Genomic DNA, 19,041 nt, shown 5'->3' with positions numbered 1-19,041 from the left:
GGCAGAATTATTGCTCACGATACCAGCTAGTGCCCTCCCGGCCATCCTTGAGCACGATACCTTTTTCAGCCAAAAGATCGCGCACGCGATCAGCTTCAGCGAAATCTCTATCCTTTCTCGCCTGGTTACGCTGCTCAATCAGGTCCTCGACCTCATCAGCCGTCAGGTCACCCTCACCCGCCTCGCCTTGCAGAAACGCCTTGGGTGACTGCTCCAGCAAACCGATCATGCCGCCAAGCTGCTTCAGCTGCGCCGCCAGTGCGGGCGCCTCTTCAGCCCCCTCACGCACCGCCTTGTTAAGCTCACTGGCCAGTTCGAAGAGAACAGCCAACGCGCGCGGCGTATTGAAGTCATCATCCATCGCCTCACAAAAGCGCGCCTCAAAATCGTTATCCAGGCCTTCTGAGCTTTCCGCAACCTCAACGGCAGCCAGCGCCTGGTAGAAACGCTCAAGTGCACTCTGCGCTTCCTTCAGACCATCCTCGGAATAATCGATATAGCTGCGATAGTGCACACTGGACAGGAAGTAACGTACCACTTCCGGGTTGTAGTGCTTGAGCACCTCTCGAATGGTGAAGAAGTTACCCAGTGATTTGGACATCTTCTCCTTGCCCATGCGAACAGGGCCCGCATGCATCCAGTGATTGGCATAAGTACAGCCGTTGGCCGCTTCGGACTGTGCAATCTCATTTTCATGATGCGGGAATGGCAAGTCGGGGCCACCACCATGAATATCGAAGGTATCCCCCAGGCAGCACTTGGACATGGCAGAACACTCAATATGCCAGCCTGGACGACCCGCCCCCCAGGGAGATTCCCAACTGACCTCACCCGGTTTAGCCGCTTTCCAGAGCACGAAGTCCAGCGGGCTTTCCTTGGCCTCTTCAACCTCGACACGAGCACCAGAGCGCAAGTCTTCGATCACCTTATTGGTCAAGCGACCATAGCTTTCGAACTTCTCAACCCGGTAGTAGACATCACCGTTCTCGGCTGCATAGGCAAAACCCTTGTCGATCAGCGTCTGCACCATATCGATGATATCGCCGATATGCGCGGTCGCACGCGGCTCCTGATCAGGGCGCAGCACATTCAGACGAGTCTCATCTTCGTGCATCGCGGCGATCATACGCTCGGTCAACTGATCGACTGTTTCATTGTTTTCCGCTGCCCTACGGATGATTTTGTCATCCACATCGGTGATGTTACGCACATAATCGACATCCCAGCCGCGAGCTCGCAGGTAACGGGTAATCACGTCGAACGCCACCATGACACGTGCATGACCGATATGACAGAGGTCGTACACCGTAACACCACACACGTACATGCGGATCTTGCCTGGCTCGATCGGTGTAAAAATCGTCTTGCTGTTGGTCAGTGTATTGTAGATATGAAGCATTTGGGTCTGCCGAACTCTGTGAAATGAAAACGCCCATCCCGGGGCGAGGCTACAAACGATGTTTCAAACGTTAGGATTGCGAGGATTATGCCTGAAGATTCAGGCAACTGCGATCAAGGCAACGGGATAAACCCCAGCCAGCTCTGCCCCAGCAGACTGGCTTCCCGAGTTAACAAGAGACCCTCGGGCTGCCAGAGCACTGCCTCCCACTGACCAGCCGGCGAAACAGAGTGCCGACGGGCACGGGACCAATCCAGCTCACCTTGAGCAACAGGCACCAGCCAGATAAAGGCAGAAGAACTGAAGCGCTTGCGGGTATAACCGAGCAAGGCCAGCTGCTGTCGACGGGGATCGTAATCAGCTGCCGTGATCAGCCCACCAACCGGGTATCGCCCCTCACTGGCCAGATCATGACGCCCGCCATCCGCCGTTAACCGATACAGACGAGTCTGCAAATCCTGCCAGTTTTTACTGAACACCCAGAGCTCTTCACCAACAACCGTCGCTGCTTCACAATCATTGTTGTGTTCATAAGCACCGGCTGACGGCTCCGCATCGACAAAGCGAAACTCGGTTAATCGGGAAGGAACTGAATCAACAGCCCCCCGGGCAAGGTCGGTCCAGCGCACTGAGTAGATCTGCATCCATTCCCGCCGTCCCATATTGTTGCCACAGTCAAAGACATGCAGATAGTCTCGATCCTGCGCCAGCTCTTCCCAGTCAAAGTTGAGCGTATCCTGCAGGCGGTACTTTCCAATGACCTCACCACTCTCGGGAGAAATGGCATATAGCCGAGGTTGATCGCCGCTGTCATTGTGGGTCCAAAGACGACCAGCATTCGCTGCCAAACCAGAGGTTTCGCTGACACCCTCTGCCAGCAATGCCTTACGCTCCACCGACAGCCGCTCCTGCGGCGGCGTTGCCGGCGAGCTGGCGCAGCCCCCTGCCAGCAGCACTGAAGCCACCAGCAGACGAGCTGCGAAAGGCCGATACCGCATCCGTTACTTGCCCTGGATCTTGGCCCAGGAGTCGCGCAGGGTGACGGTACGATTGAACACCAGCTGGTTTTCAGTACTGCTGCTGTCAACGCAGAAATAGCCGGTACGCTCGAACTGGTAACGACTTTCGGCAACGGCATGCTTGAGACCGATCTCGGCACGTGCTTCCGTCATCAGGGTCAACGACTCAGGATTCAAGAATTCGTGGAAGTCACGCGTCTTGTCAGCATCCGGGTTTGCTTCGGTGAACAAACGGTCATACAGGCGCACCACACAGGGTACGGAGTTATCTGCTGATACCCAATGAATCACACCGTTGGGTTTGTAGTCGGTCGGGTTCTGCCCCTTGGTCGCGGCATCGTAACTGCAGATCAGCTCAACCACTTCACCCTGCTCGTTCTTGATCACTTCATCACAACGAATAACGTAAGCACCACGCAGACGCACAGCATCACCCGGCGCCATACGCTTCCACTTGCGCGGCTTCTCTTCGGCAAAGTCTTCACGCTCGATCAGCAGGTTACGAGTGAACGGCACCTTGCGGATGCCCATGGACTCATCTTTCGGATGTGCCGGCAGCTCGAACCACTCCTCTTCGCCTTCTGCGTAGTTGGCAATGGTCACCTTGATCGGATCAACGACACACATGGCACGCGGGGCATTGGTATCCAGGTCGTCGCGAATGGCCGCTTCCAGCATACCCATATCGACCACGCCATTAGAACGGGTTACACCAATCATTTCGCAGAAATTACGGATCGACGCCGGTGTAAAGCCACGACGGCGCATACCGGAGATAGTCGGCATCCGAGGATCATTCCATCCCTCTACATGACCTTCATCCACCAACAGCTTGAGTTTGCGCTTACTGGTCACGGTGTAGTTCAGGTTCAGGCGCGCAAATTCGTACTGGCGCGGTGTAGCCGGTACTGGCAGGTTCTCGATGAACCAATCATACAGGGGGCGGTGATCTTCAAATTCCAGCGTACAGATGGAATGCGTGATTCCCTCCAGTGCATCTGACTGCCCATGGGTAAAATCATATGACGGGTAGATGCACCACTTATCACCGGTCTGGTGGTGGTGCGCCTTACGGATACGGTAGATCACCGGATCACGCAGGTTGATGTTTGGTGCGGCCATATCGATCTTGGCACGCAACACACACTCACCCTCGTCGAAATCACCCTTGCGCATCTTCTCGAACAGCTCGAGGTTCTCTTCAACACTGCGCTCACGGTAGGGACTATTCTTGCCCGGCTCGGTCAGCGTACCACGGAACTCACGCATCTCATGCGCACTCAGGCTGTCAACATAGGCCTTGCCTTCCTGGATCAGGTGAACAGCCCAGGCATGCAACTGGTCGAAATAATCCGAGCTGTAGCGGATATCGCCATTCCACTCAAAGCCAAGCCAGCGCACATCTTCAATGATGGAGTCGATGTATTCCTGGCTCTCCTTCTCCGGGTTGGTATCGTCAAAGCGCAGATTACACTGACCGTTAAAGCGTTGCGCCGTACCAAAGTTCAGACAGATCGATTTGGCATGACCGATGTGCAGATAGCCGTTGGGTTCAGGCGGGAAACGGGTCACCACCTGCCCTTCATTCAGGCCTTTAGCGAGGTCATCTTCAATAATCTGGTGGATAAAGTTGTTTGGCTTGGTGCTGTCGTTTGTGGTCATATCCATGTCTTGTCGAAGCTGAAAAAGGCCGGCCGATAGCCGGATACAGTGCCCGGCATTATAACCGCAGAAGCGGCCCAGACGCACCTGTAGCACCGTCAAAAGAAGAAAGCGTCTGCCAGTGGATGCAGCAATTTAATACTTGAGTATAATGGGCGGACACATAAGAGAAACAGGGAAACTGGAAATGATCATCCTGAAAACCAACGTCGGCACAATTACCCTTGAACTGGACCACGATAAGGCTCCAGTTACCGCTGCCAACTTTGAACAGTATGTCCGTGACGGCTTCTATGACGGCGTCATTTTCCACCGCGTCATCGATGGATTCATGATTCAGGGCGGTGGTTTCGAACCAGGCATGATCCCCAAGGAAACCCGCGAACCGATCCAGAATGAAGCGGACAACGGTCTGTCCAACCAGGCTGGCACCATCGCCATGGCACGCACCATGGACCCGCATTCTGCCTCCGCCCAGTTCTTCATCAACGTTTCCGACAACACTTTCCTTGACCACACCGCCAAGAGCACCGAAGGCTGGGGCTATGCCGTATTCGGTAAAGTTGTCGAAGGCATGGACGTGGTCAACAAGATCAAGAAGGCAAGCACAACCATGCGCGCCGGCCACCAGGACGTACCTGTTGAAGACATCATCATCGAGTCCGCCAGCGTCGAACAGCCGGAGGGCTGATGCTGCGTTACTACGTTGCTGACCTGCATCTTGATGCCAAGCGCCCGGATATCATCCGGGCGTTTGAGGTCTTCCTGGACACAAAAGCCAGATACGCAAACGAGCTCTATCTGCTCGGCGATATTTTTGAAGCCTGGATCGGTGACGATGCCCAACCGCATTTCCTGGCACCTATCTTTGACCGTTTCAGATCACTGTGCACATCAGGCATACGCATCTGGTTTCAACACGGCAATCGCGACTTCCTGGTGGGCTCATCCTTTGCGCAGCAAACCGGCCTGAAGATCCTTAACGAAGTACATTATCTTGACACCGTCCACGGCAACACCCTGCTGTTGCATGGCGATCAATTGTGCACGGATGATGTGAACTACCAGGCATTCCGCTCACTGGTTCGCAATCCTGACTGGCAGGCTGAGTTCCTGGCCAAATCCGTGTCAGAACGCCTGGATATTGCGCGCCAACTGCGTGACGCCAGCAAGAAACAGGGTGCGATTAAGGCGGCCGAGATAACCGATGTCACCCCGACAGCCGTCAGCCAGATGATGACTGACGCATCAGCCCCGCTGATGATTCATGGCCACACCCACAGGCCCTGCATCCACCAGGAACAGAGCCCGACAGGTGGCGTACGCATCGTTCTGGGCGACTGGGACAGGCATGGCTGGTATCTGGAGCAGGACGAGCGTGGCAGCCGGTTATTCGCATTCCCGCTACCAGTCGCCGACACCATTACACCAGAACTGCGGGGCCAGCTAGTCGTTCAGGGTCAGCCAGCAACGCCGCACTAGGCTTGCCACTATGGAAGCGGAACTCCTCATCTTCCGCCAGAACCAGCTCCGCTTCCAAACGACGGAAATGCTCAATCCGATCATCGATAGGCCCACCTGCATAGGACTCAGCCAGGCTGAGGTAATCCTGGTAATGGCGCCCTTCCGACTTCAGCAGGGATCGATAGAAGCGCGCCAGCTCCTCATCGAGATCAGGCGCTAATGCAGCAAAGCGCTCACATGAGCGAGCCTCAATAAACGCTCCGATAATCAACACGTCAATCAGACGACCGGGCTCAGAGGTACGCACATCCTTTCTCAAACCTGCCGCATAACGAGCAGGGCTCAGGTGACCATACTGCAACCCGCGGGCATCCAAGATTCCCAGCACCTGCTCAAAGTGAATCAGCTCCTCTCGTGCCAGGCGTGACATCTTGTTCAACAGATCCGAGCGATCGACATAGCGGAACATTAGAGTCATTGCCGTTGATGCCGCTTTTTTCTCACAGTGTGCGTGATCGGTGAGCAACAACTGCATTGCCTCAGGCCGAGCAGCCAATTGGAGCCACTCCTGCGGCGTTTCGCAGCCAAGAAAGCCTTTGATTTCGGCCAGTACATCCATAGCAGTCAAACCATCTCCGAAATTAAACAAACTGCCACTCAAGCGGCAAACGCGGAATTCTACAAATTTGGGCTTTTAATTACCAACGCGCAACTATGCCGCACAGTATCCGATACGACAAAGGCGCCCTAAGGCGCCTTTATCAACACAGACAGCTGGCTACTTAATCAATCAATGTATCAATCAGATCGATCATGAACTCAGTCTGTTCATCTTCCATGAAGTCCCAGCCATCAAGCCCCATGCTCTTGAGAACCTCACGCCCTTTGGGGTCCTCTTCCATATTGAGCAAGCGTTCCGTCAGCAGCTCTATATGCTCCTGCATGCGCGGCCCCGCTACGAGCGTGTGGTGCACCACGCTAATCTGGCTACTCACCAGCGGCTTGGTCTTGTTGCGGACCAACTCCGACAGCTCGTCGTAACCGGCTTTGAGGAAGAAGCCAATATCGGCTTGACCATTGAGCAGAGCCTTGGCGACCAGTACGTAATTGTCATATTCACGGAACGTGACATTACTTTTATCCAGATCCGCAGATTCCAGCATGATCATACCCATGATATGAACATCCGGATCCGCCGTTGTCGCAACCGTGATACCGGCTTCCAGATCCTCAACGGAGCTGCGCAAATCATCCTTGCGCGCTGCGATCACCGCCTCATCAGCTCGGTTGCGAGGACGCACCAGAACCTTGAAGCCCAATTCCCGCACCAGCATGGAGGCATCATAGGGGTTCGCATAGATCAGATCGATCTTGCCGTTGCGAATATCTTCGCGCTGTTGTTCAAAGCTGTCATACAGCTCCAGATGAACAGCCGTACCCAGCTGACGCTGCAACCAGGTATTAAAGATAAACCATCCCGAAAGATGAGCCGGCGGAAAGTCCGGGCTCACCGATAAATTTAATGTCATCGCAGTACCTCACCTAGCGCAGCGTTGCGTACAGAGCTTCGCTCTCCTTGATCTTGCTGCGAGATGGCTTGCGGCGTACGGAGGTGTATCCGACCAGCTCACCATTACGAATATTGGGGATCACGGTCGCCTTGACCCAGTAATAGGCCCCATCCTTGCGCAGGTTTTTTACGTACCCCTGCCATTTTTTTCCCTGAGCAACCGTATCCCAGAGGTCTTTGAAAGCAACGGCAGGCATGTCCGGATGCCGAAGAATGTAGTGATTAGTCCCCAACAGCTCTTCTCGGGAGTAACCGGACATCTCGATGAAAGCACGATTGGCATGGGTAATAATGCCACTGGGATCTGTACGAGAGACAATCAACTTGCCGTCTGGATAGGGTACTTCTCGGTCAACGACTTTGGCCAGCCGCTCGGCGCCATCAAAGTATTTGATCAGCACCTCTGTTACTGAACCTGTATCTTGTTCGGACATACTCACTCCAAACCAGGAAAAAAGCGTGCACTCGACCAGTCAGAACGCATGCACGCCAGGCATGTAATCGATTCAGAGAATCTTGCCGATTGCATCAGCCGCGCGTTTAACATCCAGGAAGATAAGACCCAGTCGCGCATTGGTTTTGGCAACAACCGTCAGTACGGACTCCTGGTTGGCATGGGTCATCAGGATATAGCCTTCCTTGCCCTTCACCAGAACCTGCTCCAGCTCACCACGAGCCAGCTCCTGGGAAGTACGTTCACCCAGCGACAGCATCGCGGCACTCATTGCGCCCACTCGGTCCTCGTCCATACCGGCCGGCAGGAGCGCATCAATCACCAGACCATCTGTGGAAATCACGGCGGACGCTTCGATTTCAGCAGAGGTTCCGTTGAGATCGTTAAGAATAGAAGTCAACATTTCTGAGCGCATGGTAGTCTCCTTTTAGGCCATTAGCGCTGGTTGTAATTCTGCATGAAACGGCTTACCCGTTTCATCAGTAATCCAGGTAGCGTCGGATCAGAACCGACATCAAATCAACAAAAGGCTGCCGGTTCAGATGTGGCATCCCTTCCAGAATCAAAAGAAACTTCTGTTCCCCGACATGCAGAGTCCAGAACCCCAGTTCACTCTGGCCGACCGCATCGATCAGCCCCCAAGATGAACCATCAATCCCAAGGTGGCGACCCAGCAACGCCTGATGACGCTCATGCATGGAAACCAGATCCGCCGCCATACCGGCAATCGCTTCCGCTTCGTCATCTTCAAAGCCAGACTGCCCCAGACAGAACCCCTGATCATCAGCCAGCAGAACACGCCCGTCAGCCAGACTCGGCAACAGTTTGGGCAAGAGTTCCTCAATGGTACCTGCCGCAATGCTTTCCGGAGATTCTGGCAGATCGATAAAGCCATGCTGCACAGCCTTATCCAGCAGCGTTTCGGCTTCTGCCTCAGGCAGGCCAGTCAACTTCTGCAGCAGGGAACTGAGATACGGGATATGAGTATCCGCGCTCAGCAACTGCAGCAACAATGCCCGCAGTGTTTCCGACTCGGTATTCAGGGTTGCATAGTACGCTCCGCTGGGCGTTACCTGAAAATACCGCGGGGTATCATTTTGCTCTTGATTCACGGTTAAACTCCGAAAGATCCATGGTGTGTTACACACATTTCCGGTCAAGGACAGAACAGACCGATGGCGTCCGCTGCCACAAAGAATGAGAACACAAAGCGCTGAGGCACACCTAACATAGAGGCAATATTCTGTGCCGACAGTCGCTGACTTTGCCACAGCTCAGCAATACTTCTCGCATGCGGAGTTTCCAGCAGCCGGTCAAAGTCAGGCATCTCATCCAGAAGTTTTGGCTGCTCCGCCGACAAGGTATCAGGCACACGACCTCGCGCAGTAAAAAGTGCCAACTGCCACAGCAACTCGTCAGCCGCCACTTTGCGACCATGCGGCAACTCGGCCTCAGCACTACGCTCCTGCAGCGATATTTCATCAAAACCAAAGCGGGTACGGGCAAGCTGCAACAGCAAATCAGCATCTATACCCACTAGAAAAACTTTTTCAGCAGGCAGATAAAAGAGTGCACCCGGCACACCCAAAACCTGTTGAACCAGGCCGGTTTCATCACCCTGACGAACGCAACGCTGCACCCAAGGCAACAGCAGGCCATCCAGGCTGAAGTATGCACGGCGGCGTTCGTGTGGCGCATCCAGGTTCACATCAGGAAGACTGCCACAACATTGCTGGATCATTTCAGCTGACAGTTTCGGGGGCTGCAACACCTCTTCAGGCTCGACTACCGGCTCAGGTGACGGCTTGGGAGGGCGATTAGCCTGCTGCTTCTGCAGCTCTTGCTGAGCTTCAAGAATGAGGCTATTCAACTCATTACGCTCCATGCTGAAGCGGCTACGCAAAGCCTCTCCTTCACGCTGCGCACTATCACCTTTCCAGGCTGACAGGGCATCATTACTGCGCTGCTTGCGCGCCTGCCATTCGGCAAACACGGCTGCACGCTCCTTATCCTGCTCACTGGCAGGAACAACGCCCAGATCCTCAGCAACTACCGGCGCCGCATCCAGCCTACCCTTCAGCTTAACCAGCGCATCCAGGAGCCCGCCAAGCGTAAGCGGCCGAAAAAGCGTGATACTCGTCTCGGGCACCCAGGAAGCCGTAGCTTGATCAACCACCGCGATCATTGGCAGCTCGTGCTGTTCCAACCACTTCCCGGTCTGAGCCTTACTATCCCTGTCACTAAACCCAACGATAAGTGCTTCTGCCTGATCCGCGTCGGACAGGCAAAAACCTTCACCTTTATTCCCTTTAAAGAAAAGCTCCAGCATTGCCATCTCGTTGGCAGCGAAGCCGATTAACCCTATTGAATGCTTAGCACCGACCGACATATTTGAATCCTTTTAGGCGGTGTTCAGTGTAATTTCTGCCTGGAAAACTGCATGCAACGGCCGTTACTCAGCACAGCATGCTCAAGAGGCAGTTCCGCCAGTCGTGAAAGGTCGCGCGTATCCACCGCCTTGTTCATGGCAATTCTGCAATCACTCTGCAACAAAGGTCCGGATTGTTGAATCAGGCGATTAACCAGAAATTGACCCCGGCCGCGAAGCACTAACAAAAGATCGATCAGAGCACCGGTCAGTTGTTCGTTATCTGCGCACTGGATGGCTAGATAGATGCGTCGGATATGATTACGCAGTATACGAGGCCGTGCAGCCACCAGGCGCGTCAGGTAACGTAGCGCAACAGTTGGCTGGGCACCTACATAGATCAGTCGCTTGTCGGCTTGCAGATTGAACATGATCTGCAATTTGGATAACTGCAGATCCGCCTTTACCATGCGCTCATCCTGTGCGATTTCAGCCGGACTGTCTGCTGAACTCATCAAGGCTACCTCCTACCTGAGATAATGTATTCGATTGTTATACGTAGCTTTTCGTCGGATTTCAAACACAGCGAATTGAAACTTGACCGGCATCAACAGCACACAACTCTGACAGCTTGGAAAACCGTCTCAGCAAAGCAACTAATAAGCACATAAAAGAGGCGAAAGAGCCTAGCAGCCAAATCATTTCATTCTTATGAAACAAAAGGTTACCCAAACCCTTTATAAATATACAGCCAGATTCAATGACACAGGAACTTCAGCCAGACCGTGAAATAAATAAACGTCTGCAAGTGATAACAAACAGCCGTTTAAACAGCATAATCTTCTAGAAACGAGTGTATTAAACATTCCGTGCCAATAACGCTGCCTTTTATAAAGGGCCGGCTCACAATCATGCCTGGCGCACAAAACTTGAGTTTTCAGTCACCGTCTTCGTGCAATTGTAAACCGCAAAAACCGTGCAAGCCCTTGTAACCTGTATGGTTAGGCGTCTTATACTTTGGTCAGGTAATTGTGTCGACAATCTTAACTTTGCGTCGCCCTTCCGCTAGAATTCGCTCGCCAATCACCATTCGATACCTAGTCGATACGCCGTCGGTGGGGGTTTACCACTCCGGCGTCCGGCGGTGAAAACAGATGAGGGCCATATCGTGCTTGAAGCTTATCGTAAACATGTAGAAGAACGCGCTGCAGAAGGCGTACCGCCGAAGCCGCTTGATCCTGAACAGACCTCCGCTCTGGTCGAACTGCTGAAGAACCCGCCTGCTGGCGAAGAAGAGTTCCTGCTCGACCTTATCACCAACCGTGTACCTGCGGGTGTGGACCAGGCCGCTTACGTCAAGGCCGGTTTCCTGGCAGCCATCGCCAAAGGTGAGGCCTCCTCTCCCCTGATCGACAAGGTGAAAGCTGTTCAACTGCTCGGCACCATGCTGGGTGGCTACAACATCGCGCCGCTGATCGAGTGCCTGGACAACGAAGCACTGGCACCGACTGCTGTTAAGGCGCTGTCTCATACCCTGCTGATGTTTGACGCTTTCCACGACGTACAGGAAAAAGCGGAAGCCGGCAATGAATTTGCCAAGCAGGTTATGCAGTCCTGGGCTGAGGGTGAGTGGTTCACCTCCAAGCCGGAACTGGCTGAGAAAATCACCGTTACCGTATTCAAGGTACCGGGTGAAACTAACACTGACGACCTGTCTCCGGCTCCTGATGCCTGGTCACGTCCTGACATCCCGCTGCACGCCAACGCGATGCTGAAGATGGAACGTGAAGGCATCAACCCGGAAGAGCCTGGTGTTAAAGGTCCGCTGGCCCAGATCGAAGAAGTCAAAGCCAAGGGCTTCCCGGTTGCTTACGTCGGTGACGTAGTGGGTACCGGTTCCTCCCGCAAGTCTGCCACCAACTCCGTACTGTGGTTCTTCGGTGATGACATCCCGAACGTACCGAACAAGCGTGCTGGCGGCTACTGCTTCGGCGGCAAGATCGCTCCGATCTTCTACAACACCATGGAAGATGCAGGTGCTCTGCCGATCGAAATGCCGGTAGACGAGCTGAACATGGGTGACGTGATCGACGTTTACCCGTACGAAGGCAAAGTCTGCAAGCACGGTACTGACGAAGTCATCTCCACTTTCGGCCTGAAGACTCAGGTACTGATCGACGAAGTACGTGCCGGTGGCCGTATCCCGCTGATCATCGGTCGCGGTCTGACCGAGAAAGCACGTCAGGCTCTGGGCCTTGCCCCGTCTGACCTGTTCCGCAAGCCGGAACAGCCGGTTGACACTGGAAAAGGTTACACTCTGGCTCAGAAAATGGTTGGTAAGGCATGCGGCATGGACGGCGTACGTCCGGGCATGTACTGCGAGCCGAAGATGACCACTGTTGGCTCTCAGGACACCACTGGTCCGATGACCCGTGACGAGCTGAAAGACCTGGCGTGCCTGGGCTTCTCTGCTGACCTGACCATGCAGTCATTCTGCCACACCGCCGCTTATCCGAAGCCGGTTGACGTCAACACTCACCACACCCTGCCGGACTTCATCATGAACCGCGGCGGCGTTTCCCTGCGTCCGGGCGACGGTGTTATCCACTCCTGGTTGAACCGCATGCTGCTGCCAGATACCGTCGGTACTGGTGGTGACTCTCACACCCGTTTCCCGCTGGGCATCTCTTTCCCGGCCGGTTCTGGTCTGGTTGCCTTCGCAGCTGCTACCGGCGTTATGCCGCTGGACATGCCGGAATCCGTTCTGGTTCGCTTCAAAGGCAAGCGTAACCCGGGCATCACCCTGCGCGACCTGGTACATGCCATTCCTTACTACGCAATCAAGCAGGGCCTGCTGACCGTAGAAAAGGCTGGCAAGAAGAACGCTTTCTCTGGCCGCGTTCTGGAGATCGAAGGTCTGGAAGAACTGACTGTCGAGCAGGCGTTCGAACTGTCTGACGCTTCCGCCGAACGTTCCGCTGCAGGCTGCACCATCACCCTGTCTGAAGACTCCGTTGCCGAGTACCTGCGCTCCAACATCGTCATGCTGAAGTGGATGATCGCTGAAGGCTACGGTGACGTGCGCACCATCGAGCGTCGCATCAAGGGCATGGAAGAGTGGCTGGCCAACCCGAGCCTGATGCGTGCTGACGCTGACGCCGAGTACGCTGAAGTGATCGAGATCGATCTGTCCGAAATCAAGGAGCCGATCCTGTGTGCTCCGAACGATCCGGACGACGCTCGTCTGCTGTCCGAAGTCCAGGGCGAAAACATCGACGAAGTATTCATCGGCTCCTGCATGACCAACATCGGTCACTTCCGTGCTGCCGGTAAACTGCTGGAAGCCTCCGGCAAGTCTATCCCGACTCGCATGTGGATCGCTCCGCCGACCAAGATGGACGCTGCCCAGCTGACTGAAGAAGGCTATTACAACGTGTTCGGCAAGGCCGGTGCACGCATGGAGATGCCGGGCTGCTCCCTGTGCATGGGTAACCAGGCACGTGTAGCTGCGAAGTCTACCGTAGTATCCACTTCTACCCGTAACTTCCCGAACCGTCTGGGTGACGGCGCTGACGTCTTCCTGGCGTCTGCCGAACTGGCGGCTGTTGCGGCTCTGGAAGGCAAGCTGCCGACCGTTGAAGAGTACATGGAATACGCGAAGAAGATCGACAGCATGGCTGGCGACATCTACCGTTACCTGAACTTCGACCAGATGGAAAACTACGTCGAGAAGGCCAGCAACTTCATTCCGACTGCTGAAGCCTGATCCTGCTGAGGGTGCCACGGCACCCTTCTGCTGACAGACAAACCCCGCTTCGGCGGGGTTTTTGTTTATTGGCGCTCTATTTCAGTCTCAGCCAACCGAGCTGGTATACTGCCGCAATAGATCCGACACGAATAGCCGCATACAGGTCAAGCACCATGAAAACACCCACTCCCGACCAGCCACTGACTCAGGAACAGGAAACAGCCCAAACCAAGAACGGTTTTCTGGTCCTGGCATCACGCCTGCTGCTGGAGGAAAAGCTGCCAATCCGCTTCATGTACAAAACCGTACCCGAGCACCTCAACGACACTGGTTGGCGCATGTACACCGGTTATGAAACCGAGGAGTTTCTGGAGAACGAACTGATCAACATGATGCCGATTCCACTGGAGCGTATCTGCCAGCTCGATCCCTCACTGACCGAACTGCTGGAATATAACGCCGGCACTGTCTGGGAGCGCACCCCTGAATCCGAAGGCTGGGAACGCGTATACGATTTTCGCATACCGGCTCCCAATGTAGAGGTCGACATCACCAATGACGTCGATCGCTTTAGCGAACAGCGAGAAGGCAGCTAACTCAATGCCGGCGTCACTCACACGCCGGCTTTTCACCCTCCTCGGCAAAATATTCGCTGTGATAGCGCCAGGCTTTGACCTGGTCCGACCAGTAGTCAGCCGGCAGCGCAGCCTTGCGCTTGAGCGCACGCAGGAACAACTCAGGCGTCGGCAACCCCTCCCAGACCACCGGCAGAAACGTCGCGCGATTACGCCCTGCCTGTATCAGCAAGCCATCCTCCCTGGGTATCAGCTGCGCTAGCAGATCCGACTCCGAGCTGAAGCTCATCTCCTCCAGAGGCGATAGAATGGAAACCGACACCTGAACCGGCTCCGATGCCTGCAAAGCTTCAAAGCGATAGTCGTATAAGGCTGCCCCGCAAGCGTTGTGCAGTAGATCATGCCCCAAAGGGCGAGTCGCCTGCAACGAGCCTATACACCCCCGCAACTCGGCATGACTTTCCAGCGTCACGAAACAGGCTCTATCCTCCCGTAAAAACGGCTCCAGGCTCGTGATATCCGGCAGCTCCACACTTCCGGTGCGTACCGCCTGGCACACGCCCTCGCGCGCCAGCAACAGAATTGCAGCACGTTGCTGCGAGTTATATTCAGTAACAGACATAGGCACCATACCCCACGACCTGCTGTTTATCACCAGCCGTATCACCCGATGTCATCTGACTAAGGCAGTTGATCTCCAGCCCCTGGTGCTGTGCAGCCAGTAGCAGCCCATTTAGCGCATAACAACCACATGCCTGCTCAGAGCCCAGATGCGGCTCTGCATGACAGATCATCCGACTCGTCACAGCATCAAGCTGACGCGCCTCTTCCCAGGAGTGGTAGTGACTTAAATCACTGCTGATCAAAACCAGCGTCTGTTCATCCTGCCAGCAATACTCGATCAGCTCAGCGACAACGGCGGAATCCGTAGGCCCAACCAGCACAGGGACTAAACGCATCTCGGGCGCGATGTACTGCAGAAAGGGCAGTTGAACCTCCAGTGAATGCTCAGGCAGGTGTACTTCAGGTCGCACAGCCATTGCGAATTGCTCGCATAGCCTGGCCACAAAGGCTCGATCAAGGCGCATGATCCCTAAAGGGGTTTTCCAGTCGGACTCATCCGGGACCGCCATGCCAACCAGAGGAACCCGATGATTGGGGCCCAGCAGGACCACACGCTGCCAATCACATTCGGATAAACTGCGCCGCAGCAGACGATAGGCAACGGCCGCTACAGGCCCTGAATAGACCAGCCCCGCATGCGGCACAACCAGTGCTCTCACTTGCCGGCGTAATTCTGGCGGCTCAGGGGCCTCTGTCAGCATACCGCCCACCAGCTGCTTCAGCGCAGCCTCATCAGCAGGATAGAACAGACCCGCAACCGCGGCGGGTCGCAACATGCCCGTCATGACACACCTCCAGCTTTTGCTATGCTTAATAGTATAGAGGTCGATCGGTATTTTTATCATGGACACCAACCACAGCGTCAGCACGCATTACTGGCACGAACTGGACAATGGCAAACTCCAGTGCGACCTCTGCCCCCGCTTTTGCAAGCTGAACGACGGGCAGCGCGGATTATGTTTCGTACGCGGGCGTGTCGGCAAAGAGATCCGCATGCTGAGCTACGGGCTGTCCAGTGGGTTTTGCATTGATCCGATTGAGAAAAAGCCGCTCAATCACTTCTTCCCGGGTACACCTGTACTTTCGTTTGGCACCGCAGGCTGCAACCTGGCCTGCCGTTTCTGTCAGAACTGGGATATCAGCAAATCCCGAGAGACTGATCGCCTATGCGACAGCGCCTCACCCGAGCAACTTGTCAGTACCGCCGTTGCTAACAATTGCCGCAGCATCGCCTTTACCTATAACGACCCGGTGATTTTTCACGAATATGCCATTGATGTAGCCAAGGCGTGCCATCAGCACGGACTGCAGAGTGTTGCCGTCAGCGCTGGCTATGTATGCCCCAAGCCGCGTGAAGAGTTCTATCAACACATGGACGCGGCCAATATTGACCTCAAGGCGTTTACCGAACGGTTTTACAAGAAGATCTGCGGCGGGGAATTAGCACCGGTACTGGATACATTGGAGTATATCCACCACCAAACCGATACCTGGCTTGAGATCACGACATTACTGATCCCGGGCGAGAATGATTCTGATCGCGAAATCGCGCAACTGTCTCGCTGGATCTGCACCCAACTCAGTGATGAAGTGCCGCTGCATTTCACCGCTTTCCATCCGGACTGGAAGATGCTTGACCACCCGCCCACACCACTGGAAACGTTGCAGCGCGCACGAATGATTGCCCGTGAAGAGGGGCTCAGGTTCGTCTATACCGGAAACCTGCCTGACCCTGAAGGCAACACGACCTACTGCCCGGAATGTAATCGTCCGCTGATCAAACGTGCAGGCTATATGATTCTGGACTGGTCCCTGACACCACAAGGCTGCTGTCGCTACTGCGGCCACCAGCTGGCCGGTCGATTTGAACCGACACCCGGAAACTGGGGCTCAAGACGCCTGCCGGTTAGTATCAACCGTTAGCTTCAACCGCCTGAAGCAATTCAGCGAAACGCTGTGGATCTCGCTCAGCACGCACCTCACTAAACAGGACTTCCGCTTGCTGATAATGGCGCTGCATCATACGCAGCCACTGCTTGGTACGACCATTGATATGCTTTGGCTCCAGGCGCGCCATCACCATCCCATGGTAGACCTGTATCAGTGAGCGGGTTTGCTGCCAGGTCGCTGCCGCACCCAGCCCTTCTTCGCCACAACGAATCGCCTGAGCAAGAAAAGGATTGGCAATTAAACCACGACCAATCATGACATCCTCACAGCCACTGACCTGCCGGCAGCGATGATAATCATCAACCGTCCAGATATCGCCATTGGCTATGACAGGGATCGACACGGCCTCGCGAATCCTGGCTATCCACTCCCAGTGAGCCGGCGGCTTATAGCCCTCTACCTTGGTACGCGCATGGACCGTCAACTGCATGGCACCTGCAGCTTCTATCGCCTGCGCATTTTCAATCGCCAGCGACTTGTCCTGAAAGCCAAGACGCATCTTGGCACTGAGAGGCACTTCAGGCATCAGCGCACGACGAACACCTGCCGTAATGGCATGCACCTCATCCGGATCCTTGAGCAGAATCGCACCACCACGACTCCTGTTGACCGTCTTGGCCGGACAGCCGAAGTTCAGATCAATGCCCGGCGCCCCCATTTCAGCCGCCCTGACGGCATTCTCACCCATGGCGACAGGATCATTTCCCAACAGCTGAACCAGCACCGGCGTGCCCGACGGGGTACGACTGCCCTGCTGCAGTTCCGGCGCAAGGCGCCGAAATACCGATTCCGGCAGCAACTGATCCGTTACGCGAATAAACTCTGTAACGCAAACATCAACACCGGGTATCCTGGTCAGGATATCGCGCAGGGAGTGATCAAGGACGCCCTCCATCGGGGCCAGAAAGATTTTCATCAATATCAGTTTCAGCAGAAAAACGGCCGCTCAGGACAGAGCGGCCGGATGGGATCAATCACGCGTGCAGCGCATCCAGGCCGCGCTGCAGGTCGGCCTTGATATCATCAAGCGATTCCAGGCCCACAGAGAAACGGATCAGGCCTTCACGGATACCGGCGGATTCACGCTCTTCCACACTCATGCGGCCATGCGTGGTAGTTGCCGGGTGAGTGATGGTGGATTTGACATCACCCAGATTCCCCGTAATTGACACCATTTGCGTGGCATCGATAAAACGCCAGGCTTCCTCACGCTCGCCTTCAACCTCAAAGGCCAGCACGCCGCCGAAAGCGGACTGCTGCTTGCAGGCCAGATCATACTGAGGATGCTCAGGCAGCCCCGAGTAGTAGACCTGGCGGATACCCGGCTGCTGTTGCAACCAGGTCGCCACTGCCAATGCACTCTCGCTGTGCGCGCGCATGCGCAGCGGCAGGGTTTCAAGCCCTTTGAGGAACACCCAGGCATTGAACGGACTCATGCAAGAACCACCGGTGCGGATCAAACCAAACACCTCTTCCATTTCCTTGCTGCGACCAACCAACACACCTCCGACACAACGCCCCTGACCATCCAGGTACTTGGTCGCCGAGTGCATGACAATATCAGCACCCAGTGCCAGCGGACGCTGCAGTGCCGGAGTCAGGAAACAGTTATCGACACACAGCAGCGCGTCATGGCGATGAGCGATCTCGGCAACTGCTTCAATATCGGTCAACTCGGCCAGCGGGTTGGACGGAGTCTCCATGAAGAAAAGGCGTGTCTGTGGCGTAACCGCAGCCTCCCAGGCGGCCAGATCAGTTGGATCCACAAAAGTGGTTTCGATGCCGGCACGGCTCAAGTACTTGGTAAACAGAGAGACTGTAGAGCCAAACACACTGCGTGAGCAGACGACATGATCACCATGCTGCAGCAGCGCCAAGCCAAGATTCAGAATGGCCGCCATGCCAGAAGATGTTGCAACGGCACGCTCGCCCCCTTCCAGGGCGGCAATACGCTCTTCGAAAGCCTGCACGGTCGGGTTGGTGAAGCGGGAATAGATATTCCCTTCCTCATCACCACCAAAACGGGCCGCGGCTTCACGCGCACTGGAGAAAACAAAGCTTGAGGTCGCAAAGATCGCATCGGAATGCTCGCCTTCGGCCGTACGGCTTTGACCGGCACGGACCGACAGGGTATCGATGTCATAACCTTCTGATGCGTCGAACTGAATCCGCTGTTCACGCTCGTAACTGGACTGACTCATGAACTAC

20 protein-coding genes are annotated in these 19,041 nt (G+C 55.1%); 6 read left to right on the top strand and 14 right to left on the bottom strand.

Features of this window, described 5'->3' with window-relative positions; translation table 11 throughout:
* Positions 1 to 7: 7 nt before the first annotated feature.
* The 3 genes from cysS to ABD013_RS03545 all read right to left on the bottom strand — a co-directional run bounded on the left by cysS (position 8) and on the right by ABD013_RS03545 (position 4,080).
* A complete protein-coding gene (gene cysS / locus ABD013_RS03555; RefSeq protein WP_343802381.1) occupies positions 8 to 1,399 on the bottom strand; it encodes a cysteine--tRNA ligase in 1,392 nt (463 codons plus the stop codon).
* A gap of 113 nt (positions 1,400 to 1,512) precedes the next feature.
* Positions 1,513 to 2,397 carry a hypothetical protein gene (locus tag ABD013_RS03550; RefSeq protein ID WP_343802378.1) on the bottom strand — a complete coding sequence of 295 codons (885 nt, stop codon included), beginning with the start codon at positions 2,395 to 2,397 and terminating at the stop codon, positions 1,513 to 1,515.
* Positions 2,398 to 2,400: 3 nt separating this feature from the next.
* Positions 2,401 to 4,080 (bottom strand): glutamine--tRNA ligase/YqeY domain fusion protein, encoded by a 1,680-nt coding sequence (locus tag ABD013_RS03545; RefSeq protein ID WP_343802375.1) that lies wholly within the window; start codon positions 4,078 to 4,080, stop codon positions 2,401 to 2,403.
* 187 nt (positions 4,081 to 4,267) lie between these two features.
* Here ABD013_RS03545 and ABD013_RS03540 point away from each other — a divergent pair, with 187 nt between their 5' ends.
* Both ABD013_RS03540 and ABD013_RS03535 read left to right on the top strand, forming a co-directional pair.
* Positions 4,268 to 4,771 (top strand): peptidylprolyl isomerase, encoded by a 504-nt coding sequence (locus ABD013_RS03540; protein ID WP_343802373.1) that lies wholly within the window; start codon positions 4,268 to 4,270, stop codon positions 4,769 to 4,771.
* A complete protein-coding gene (locus ABD013_RS03535; RefSeq protein ID WP_343802370.1) occupies positions 4,771 to 5,562 on the top strand; it encodes a UDP-2,3-diacylglucosamine diphosphatase in 792 nt (263 codons plus the stop codon). Before ABD013_RS03540 ends, ABD013_RS03535 begins: the two co-directional genes overlap by 1 nt.
* On the opposite strand, the gene ABD013_RS03530 is transcribed toward ABD013_RS03535, so the two are convergent.
* The 6 genes from ABD013_RS03530 to ABD013_RS03505 all read right to left on the bottom strand — a co-directional run bounded on the left by ABD013_RS03530 (position 5,504) and on the right by ABD013_RS03505 (position 9,753).
* Positions 5,504 to 6,163 carry a MiaE family protein gene (locus ABD013_RS03530; protein WP_343803961.1) on the bottom strand — a complete coding sequence of 220 codons (660 nt, stop codon included), beginning with the start codon at positions 6,161 to 6,163 and terminating at the stop codon, positions 5,504 to 5,506. The genes ABD013_RS03535 and ABD013_RS03530 overlap by 59 nt on opposite strands.
* Positions 6,164 to 6,326: 163 nt before the next feature.
* The gene (locus ABD013_RS03525) at positions 6,327 to 7,073 is read right to left on the bottom strand and encodes a phosphate/phosphite/phosphonate ABC transporter substrate-binding protein (protein ID WP_343802367.1); all 747 of its coding nucleotides are present in this window, start codon (positions 7,071 to 7,073) and stop codon (positions 6,327 to 6,329) included.
* Between the two features lie 13 nt (positions 7,074 to 7,086).
* Positions 7,087 to 7,548, bottom strand: coding sequence for a PAS domain-containing protein (locus ABD013_RS03520; protein WP_343802364.1), 462 nt, complete (start codon positions 7,546 to 7,548; stop codon positions 7,087 to 7,089).
* Between the two features lie 72 nt (positions 7,549 to 7,620).
* The gene (locus ABD013_RS03515) at positions 7,621 to 7,983 is read right to left on the bottom strand and encodes a roadblock/LC7 domain-containing protein (RefSeq protein WP_343802361.1); all 363 of its coding nucleotides are present in this window, start codon (positions 7,981 to 7,983) and stop codon (positions 7,621 to 7,623) included.
* A gap of 64 nt (positions 7,984 to 8,047) precedes the next feature.
* A complete protein-coding gene (locus ABD013_RS03510; RefSeq protein ID WP_343802358.1) occupies positions 8,048 to 8,680 on the bottom strand; it encodes a hypothetical protein in 633 nt (210 codons plus the stop codon).
* A gap of 44 nt (positions 8,681 to 8,724) precedes the next feature.
* Positions 8,725 to 9,753: a hypothetical protein gene (locus ABD013_RS03505; RefSeq protein ID WP_343802355.1), complete on the bottom strand. Its 1,029-nt coding sequence runs from the start codon at positions 9,751 to 9,753 to the stop codon at positions 8,725 to 8,727.
* On the opposite strand from ABD013_RS03505, the gene ABD013_RS03500 reads away from it, so the two are divergent.
* Entirely contained in the window at positions 9,733 to 9,927 is a 195-nt protein-coding gene (locus ABD013_RS03500; RefSeq protein ID WP_343802352.1) for a hypothetical protein, read from the top strand. The genes ABD013_RS03505 and ABD013_RS03500 overlap by 21 nt on opposite strands.
* Before the next feature lie 53 nt (positions 9,928 to 9,980).
* On the opposite strand, the gene ABD013_RS03495 is transcribed toward ABD013_RS03500, so the two are convergent.
* Positions 9,981 to 10,451 (bottom strand): hypothetical protein, encoded by a 471-nt coding sequence (locus ABD013_RS03495; protein WP_343802349.1) that lies wholly within the window; start codon positions 10,449 to 10,451, stop codon positions 9,981 to 9,983.
* A gap of 653 nt (positions 10,452 to 11,104) precedes the next feature.
* On the opposite strand from ABD013_RS03495, the gene acnB reads away from it, so the two are divergent.
* Positions 11,105 to 13,702, top strand: a complete 2,598-nt coding sequence (acnB, locus tag ABD013_RS03490) for a bifunctional aconitate hydratase 2/2-methylisocitrate dehydratase (RefSeq protein WP_343803959.1) — start codon at positions 11,105 to 11,107, stop codon at positions 13,700 to 13,702.
* Positions 13,703 to 13,857: 155 nt separating this feature from the next.
* Positions 13,858 to 14,280 carry an immunity protein Imm33 domain-containing protein gene (locus ABD013_RS03485; protein ID WP_343802346.1) on the top strand — a complete coding sequence of 141 codons (423 nt, stop codon included), beginning with the start codon at positions 13,858 to 13,860 and terminating at the stop codon, positions 14,278 to 14,280.
* Positions 14,281 to 14,293: 13 nt separating this feature from the next.
* Here the strand turns inward: ABD013_RS03485 and amrA are convergent, their stop codons facing one another.
* Entirely contained in the window at positions 14,294 to 14,881 is a 588-nt protein-coding gene (gene amrA / locus ABD013_RS03480) for an AmmeMemoRadiSam system protein A (RefSeq protein ID WP_343802343.1), read from the bottom strand.
* Positions 14,868 to 15,668: an AmmeMemoRadiSam system protein B gene (gene amrB / locus ABD013_RS03475; protein ID WP_343802340.1), complete on the bottom strand. Its 801-nt coding sequence runs from the start codon at positions 15,666 to 15,668 to the stop codon at positions 14,868 to 14,870. Before amrB ends, amrA begins: the two co-directional genes overlap by 14 nt.
* A 58-nt stretch (positions 15,669 to 15,726) precedes the next feature.
* Here amrB and amrS point away from each other — a divergent pair, with 58 nt between their 5' ends.
* Positions 15,727 to 16,806: an AmmeMemoRadiSam system radical SAM enzyme gene (amrS, locus tag ABD013_RS03470; RefSeq protein ID WP_343802338.1), complete on the top strand. Its 1,080-nt coding sequence runs from the start codon at positions 15,727 to 15,729 to the stop codon at positions 16,804 to 16,806.
* Here amrS and ABD013_RS03465 read toward each other — a convergent pair.
* Positions 16,796 to 17,749 carry a tRNA dihydrouridine synthase gene (locus ABD013_RS03465; protein ID WP_343802335.1) on the bottom strand — a complete coding sequence of 318 codons (954 nt, stop codon included), beginning with the start codon at positions 17,747 to 17,749 and terminating at the stop codon, positions 16,796 to 16,798. The genes amrS and ABD013_RS03465 overlap by 11 nt on opposite strands.
* A gap of 58 nt (positions 17,750 to 17,807) precedes the next feature.
* Positions 17,808 to 19,034, bottom strand: a complete 1,227-nt coding sequence (locus tag ABD013_RS03460; protein ID WP_343802332.1) for an O-succinylhomoserine sulfhydrylase — start codon at positions 19,032 to 19,034, stop codon at positions 17,808 to 17,810.
* Positions 19,035 to 19,041: the final 7 nt, after the last annotated feature.

The organism is Marinobacterium maritimum, assembly GCF_039523155.1.
In the GTDB taxonomy this organism is placed as follows: Bacteria; Pseudomonadota; Gammaproteobacteria; order Pseudomonadales; family Balneatricaceae; genus Marinobacterium; species Marinobacterium maritimum.
The sequence above is the reverse complement of the archived record's forward strand: the minus strand, read 5'-3'. Positions and strand labels throughout refer to the sequence as shown.

Bases quoted from the DNA above. Each gene is read 5' to 3' on its own strand.
- cysS (WP_343802381.1), bottom strand. From the start codon at position 1,399: ATGCTTCATATCTACAATACACTGACCAACAGCAAGACGATTTTTACA.
- ABD013_RS03550 (WP_343802378.1), bottom strand. From the start codon at position 2,397: ATGCGGTATCGGCCTTTCGCAGCTCGTCTGCTGGTGGCTTCAGTGCTG.
- ABD013_RS03545 (WP_343802375.1), bottom strand. From the start codon at position 4,080: ATGACCACAAACGACAGCACCAAGCCAAACAACTTTATCCACCAGATT.
- ABD013_RS03540 (WP_343802373.1), top strand. From the start codon at position 4,268: ATGATCATCCTGAAAACCAACGTCGGCACAATTACCCTTGAACTGGAC.
- ABD013_RS03535 (WP_343802370.1), top strand. From the start codon at position 4,771: ATGCTGCGTTACTACGTTGCTGACCTGCATCTTGATGCCAAGCGCCCG.
- ABD013_RS03530 (WP_343803961.1), bottom strand. From the start codon at position 6,163: ATGGATGTACTGGCCGAAATCAAAGGCTTTCTTGGCTGCGAAACGCCG.
- ABD013_RS03525 (WP_343802367.1), bottom strand. From the start codon at position 7,073: ATGACATTAAATTTATCGGTGAGCCCGGACTTTCCGCCGGCTCATCTT.
- ABD013_RS03520 (WP_343802364.1), bottom strand. From the start codon at position 7,548: ATGTCCGAACAAGATACAGGTTCAGTAACAGAGGTGCTGATCAAATAC.
- ABD013_RS03515 (WP_343802361.1), bottom strand. From the start codon at position 7,983: ATGCGCTCAGAAATGTTGACTTCTATTCTTAACGATCTCAACGGAACC.
- ABD013_RS03505 (WP_343802355.1), bottom strand. From the start codon at position 9,753: ATGATCGCGGTGGTTGATCAAGCTACGGCTTCCTGGGTGCCCGAGACG.
- ABD013_RS03495 (WP_343802349.1), bottom strand. From the start codon at position 10,451: ATGAGTTCAGCAGACAGTCCGGCTGAAATCGCACAGGATGAGCGCATG.
- ABD013_RS03485 (WP_343802346.1), top strand. From the start codon at position 13,858: ATGAAAACACCCACTCCCGACCAGCCACTGACTCAGGAACAGGAAACA.
- amrA (WP_343802343.1), bottom strand. From the start codon at position 14,881: ATGTCTGTTACTGAATATAACTCGCAGCAACGTGCTGCAATTCTGTTG.
- amrB (WP_343802340.1), bottom strand. From the start codon at position 15,668: ATGACGGGCATGTTGCGACCCGCCGCGGTTGCGGGTCTGTTCTATCCT.
- amrS (WP_343802338.1), top strand. From the start codon at position 15,727: ATGGACACCAACCACAGCGTCAGCACGCATTACTGGCACGAACTGGAC.
- ABD013_RS03465 (WP_343802335.1), bottom strand. From the start codon at position 17,749: ATGAAAATCTTTCTGGCCCCGATGGAGGGCGTCCTTGATCACTCCCTG.
- ABD013_RS03460 (WP_343802332.1), bottom strand. From the start codon at position 19,034: ATGAGTCAGTCCAGTTACGAGCGTGAACAGCGGATTCAGTTCGACGCA.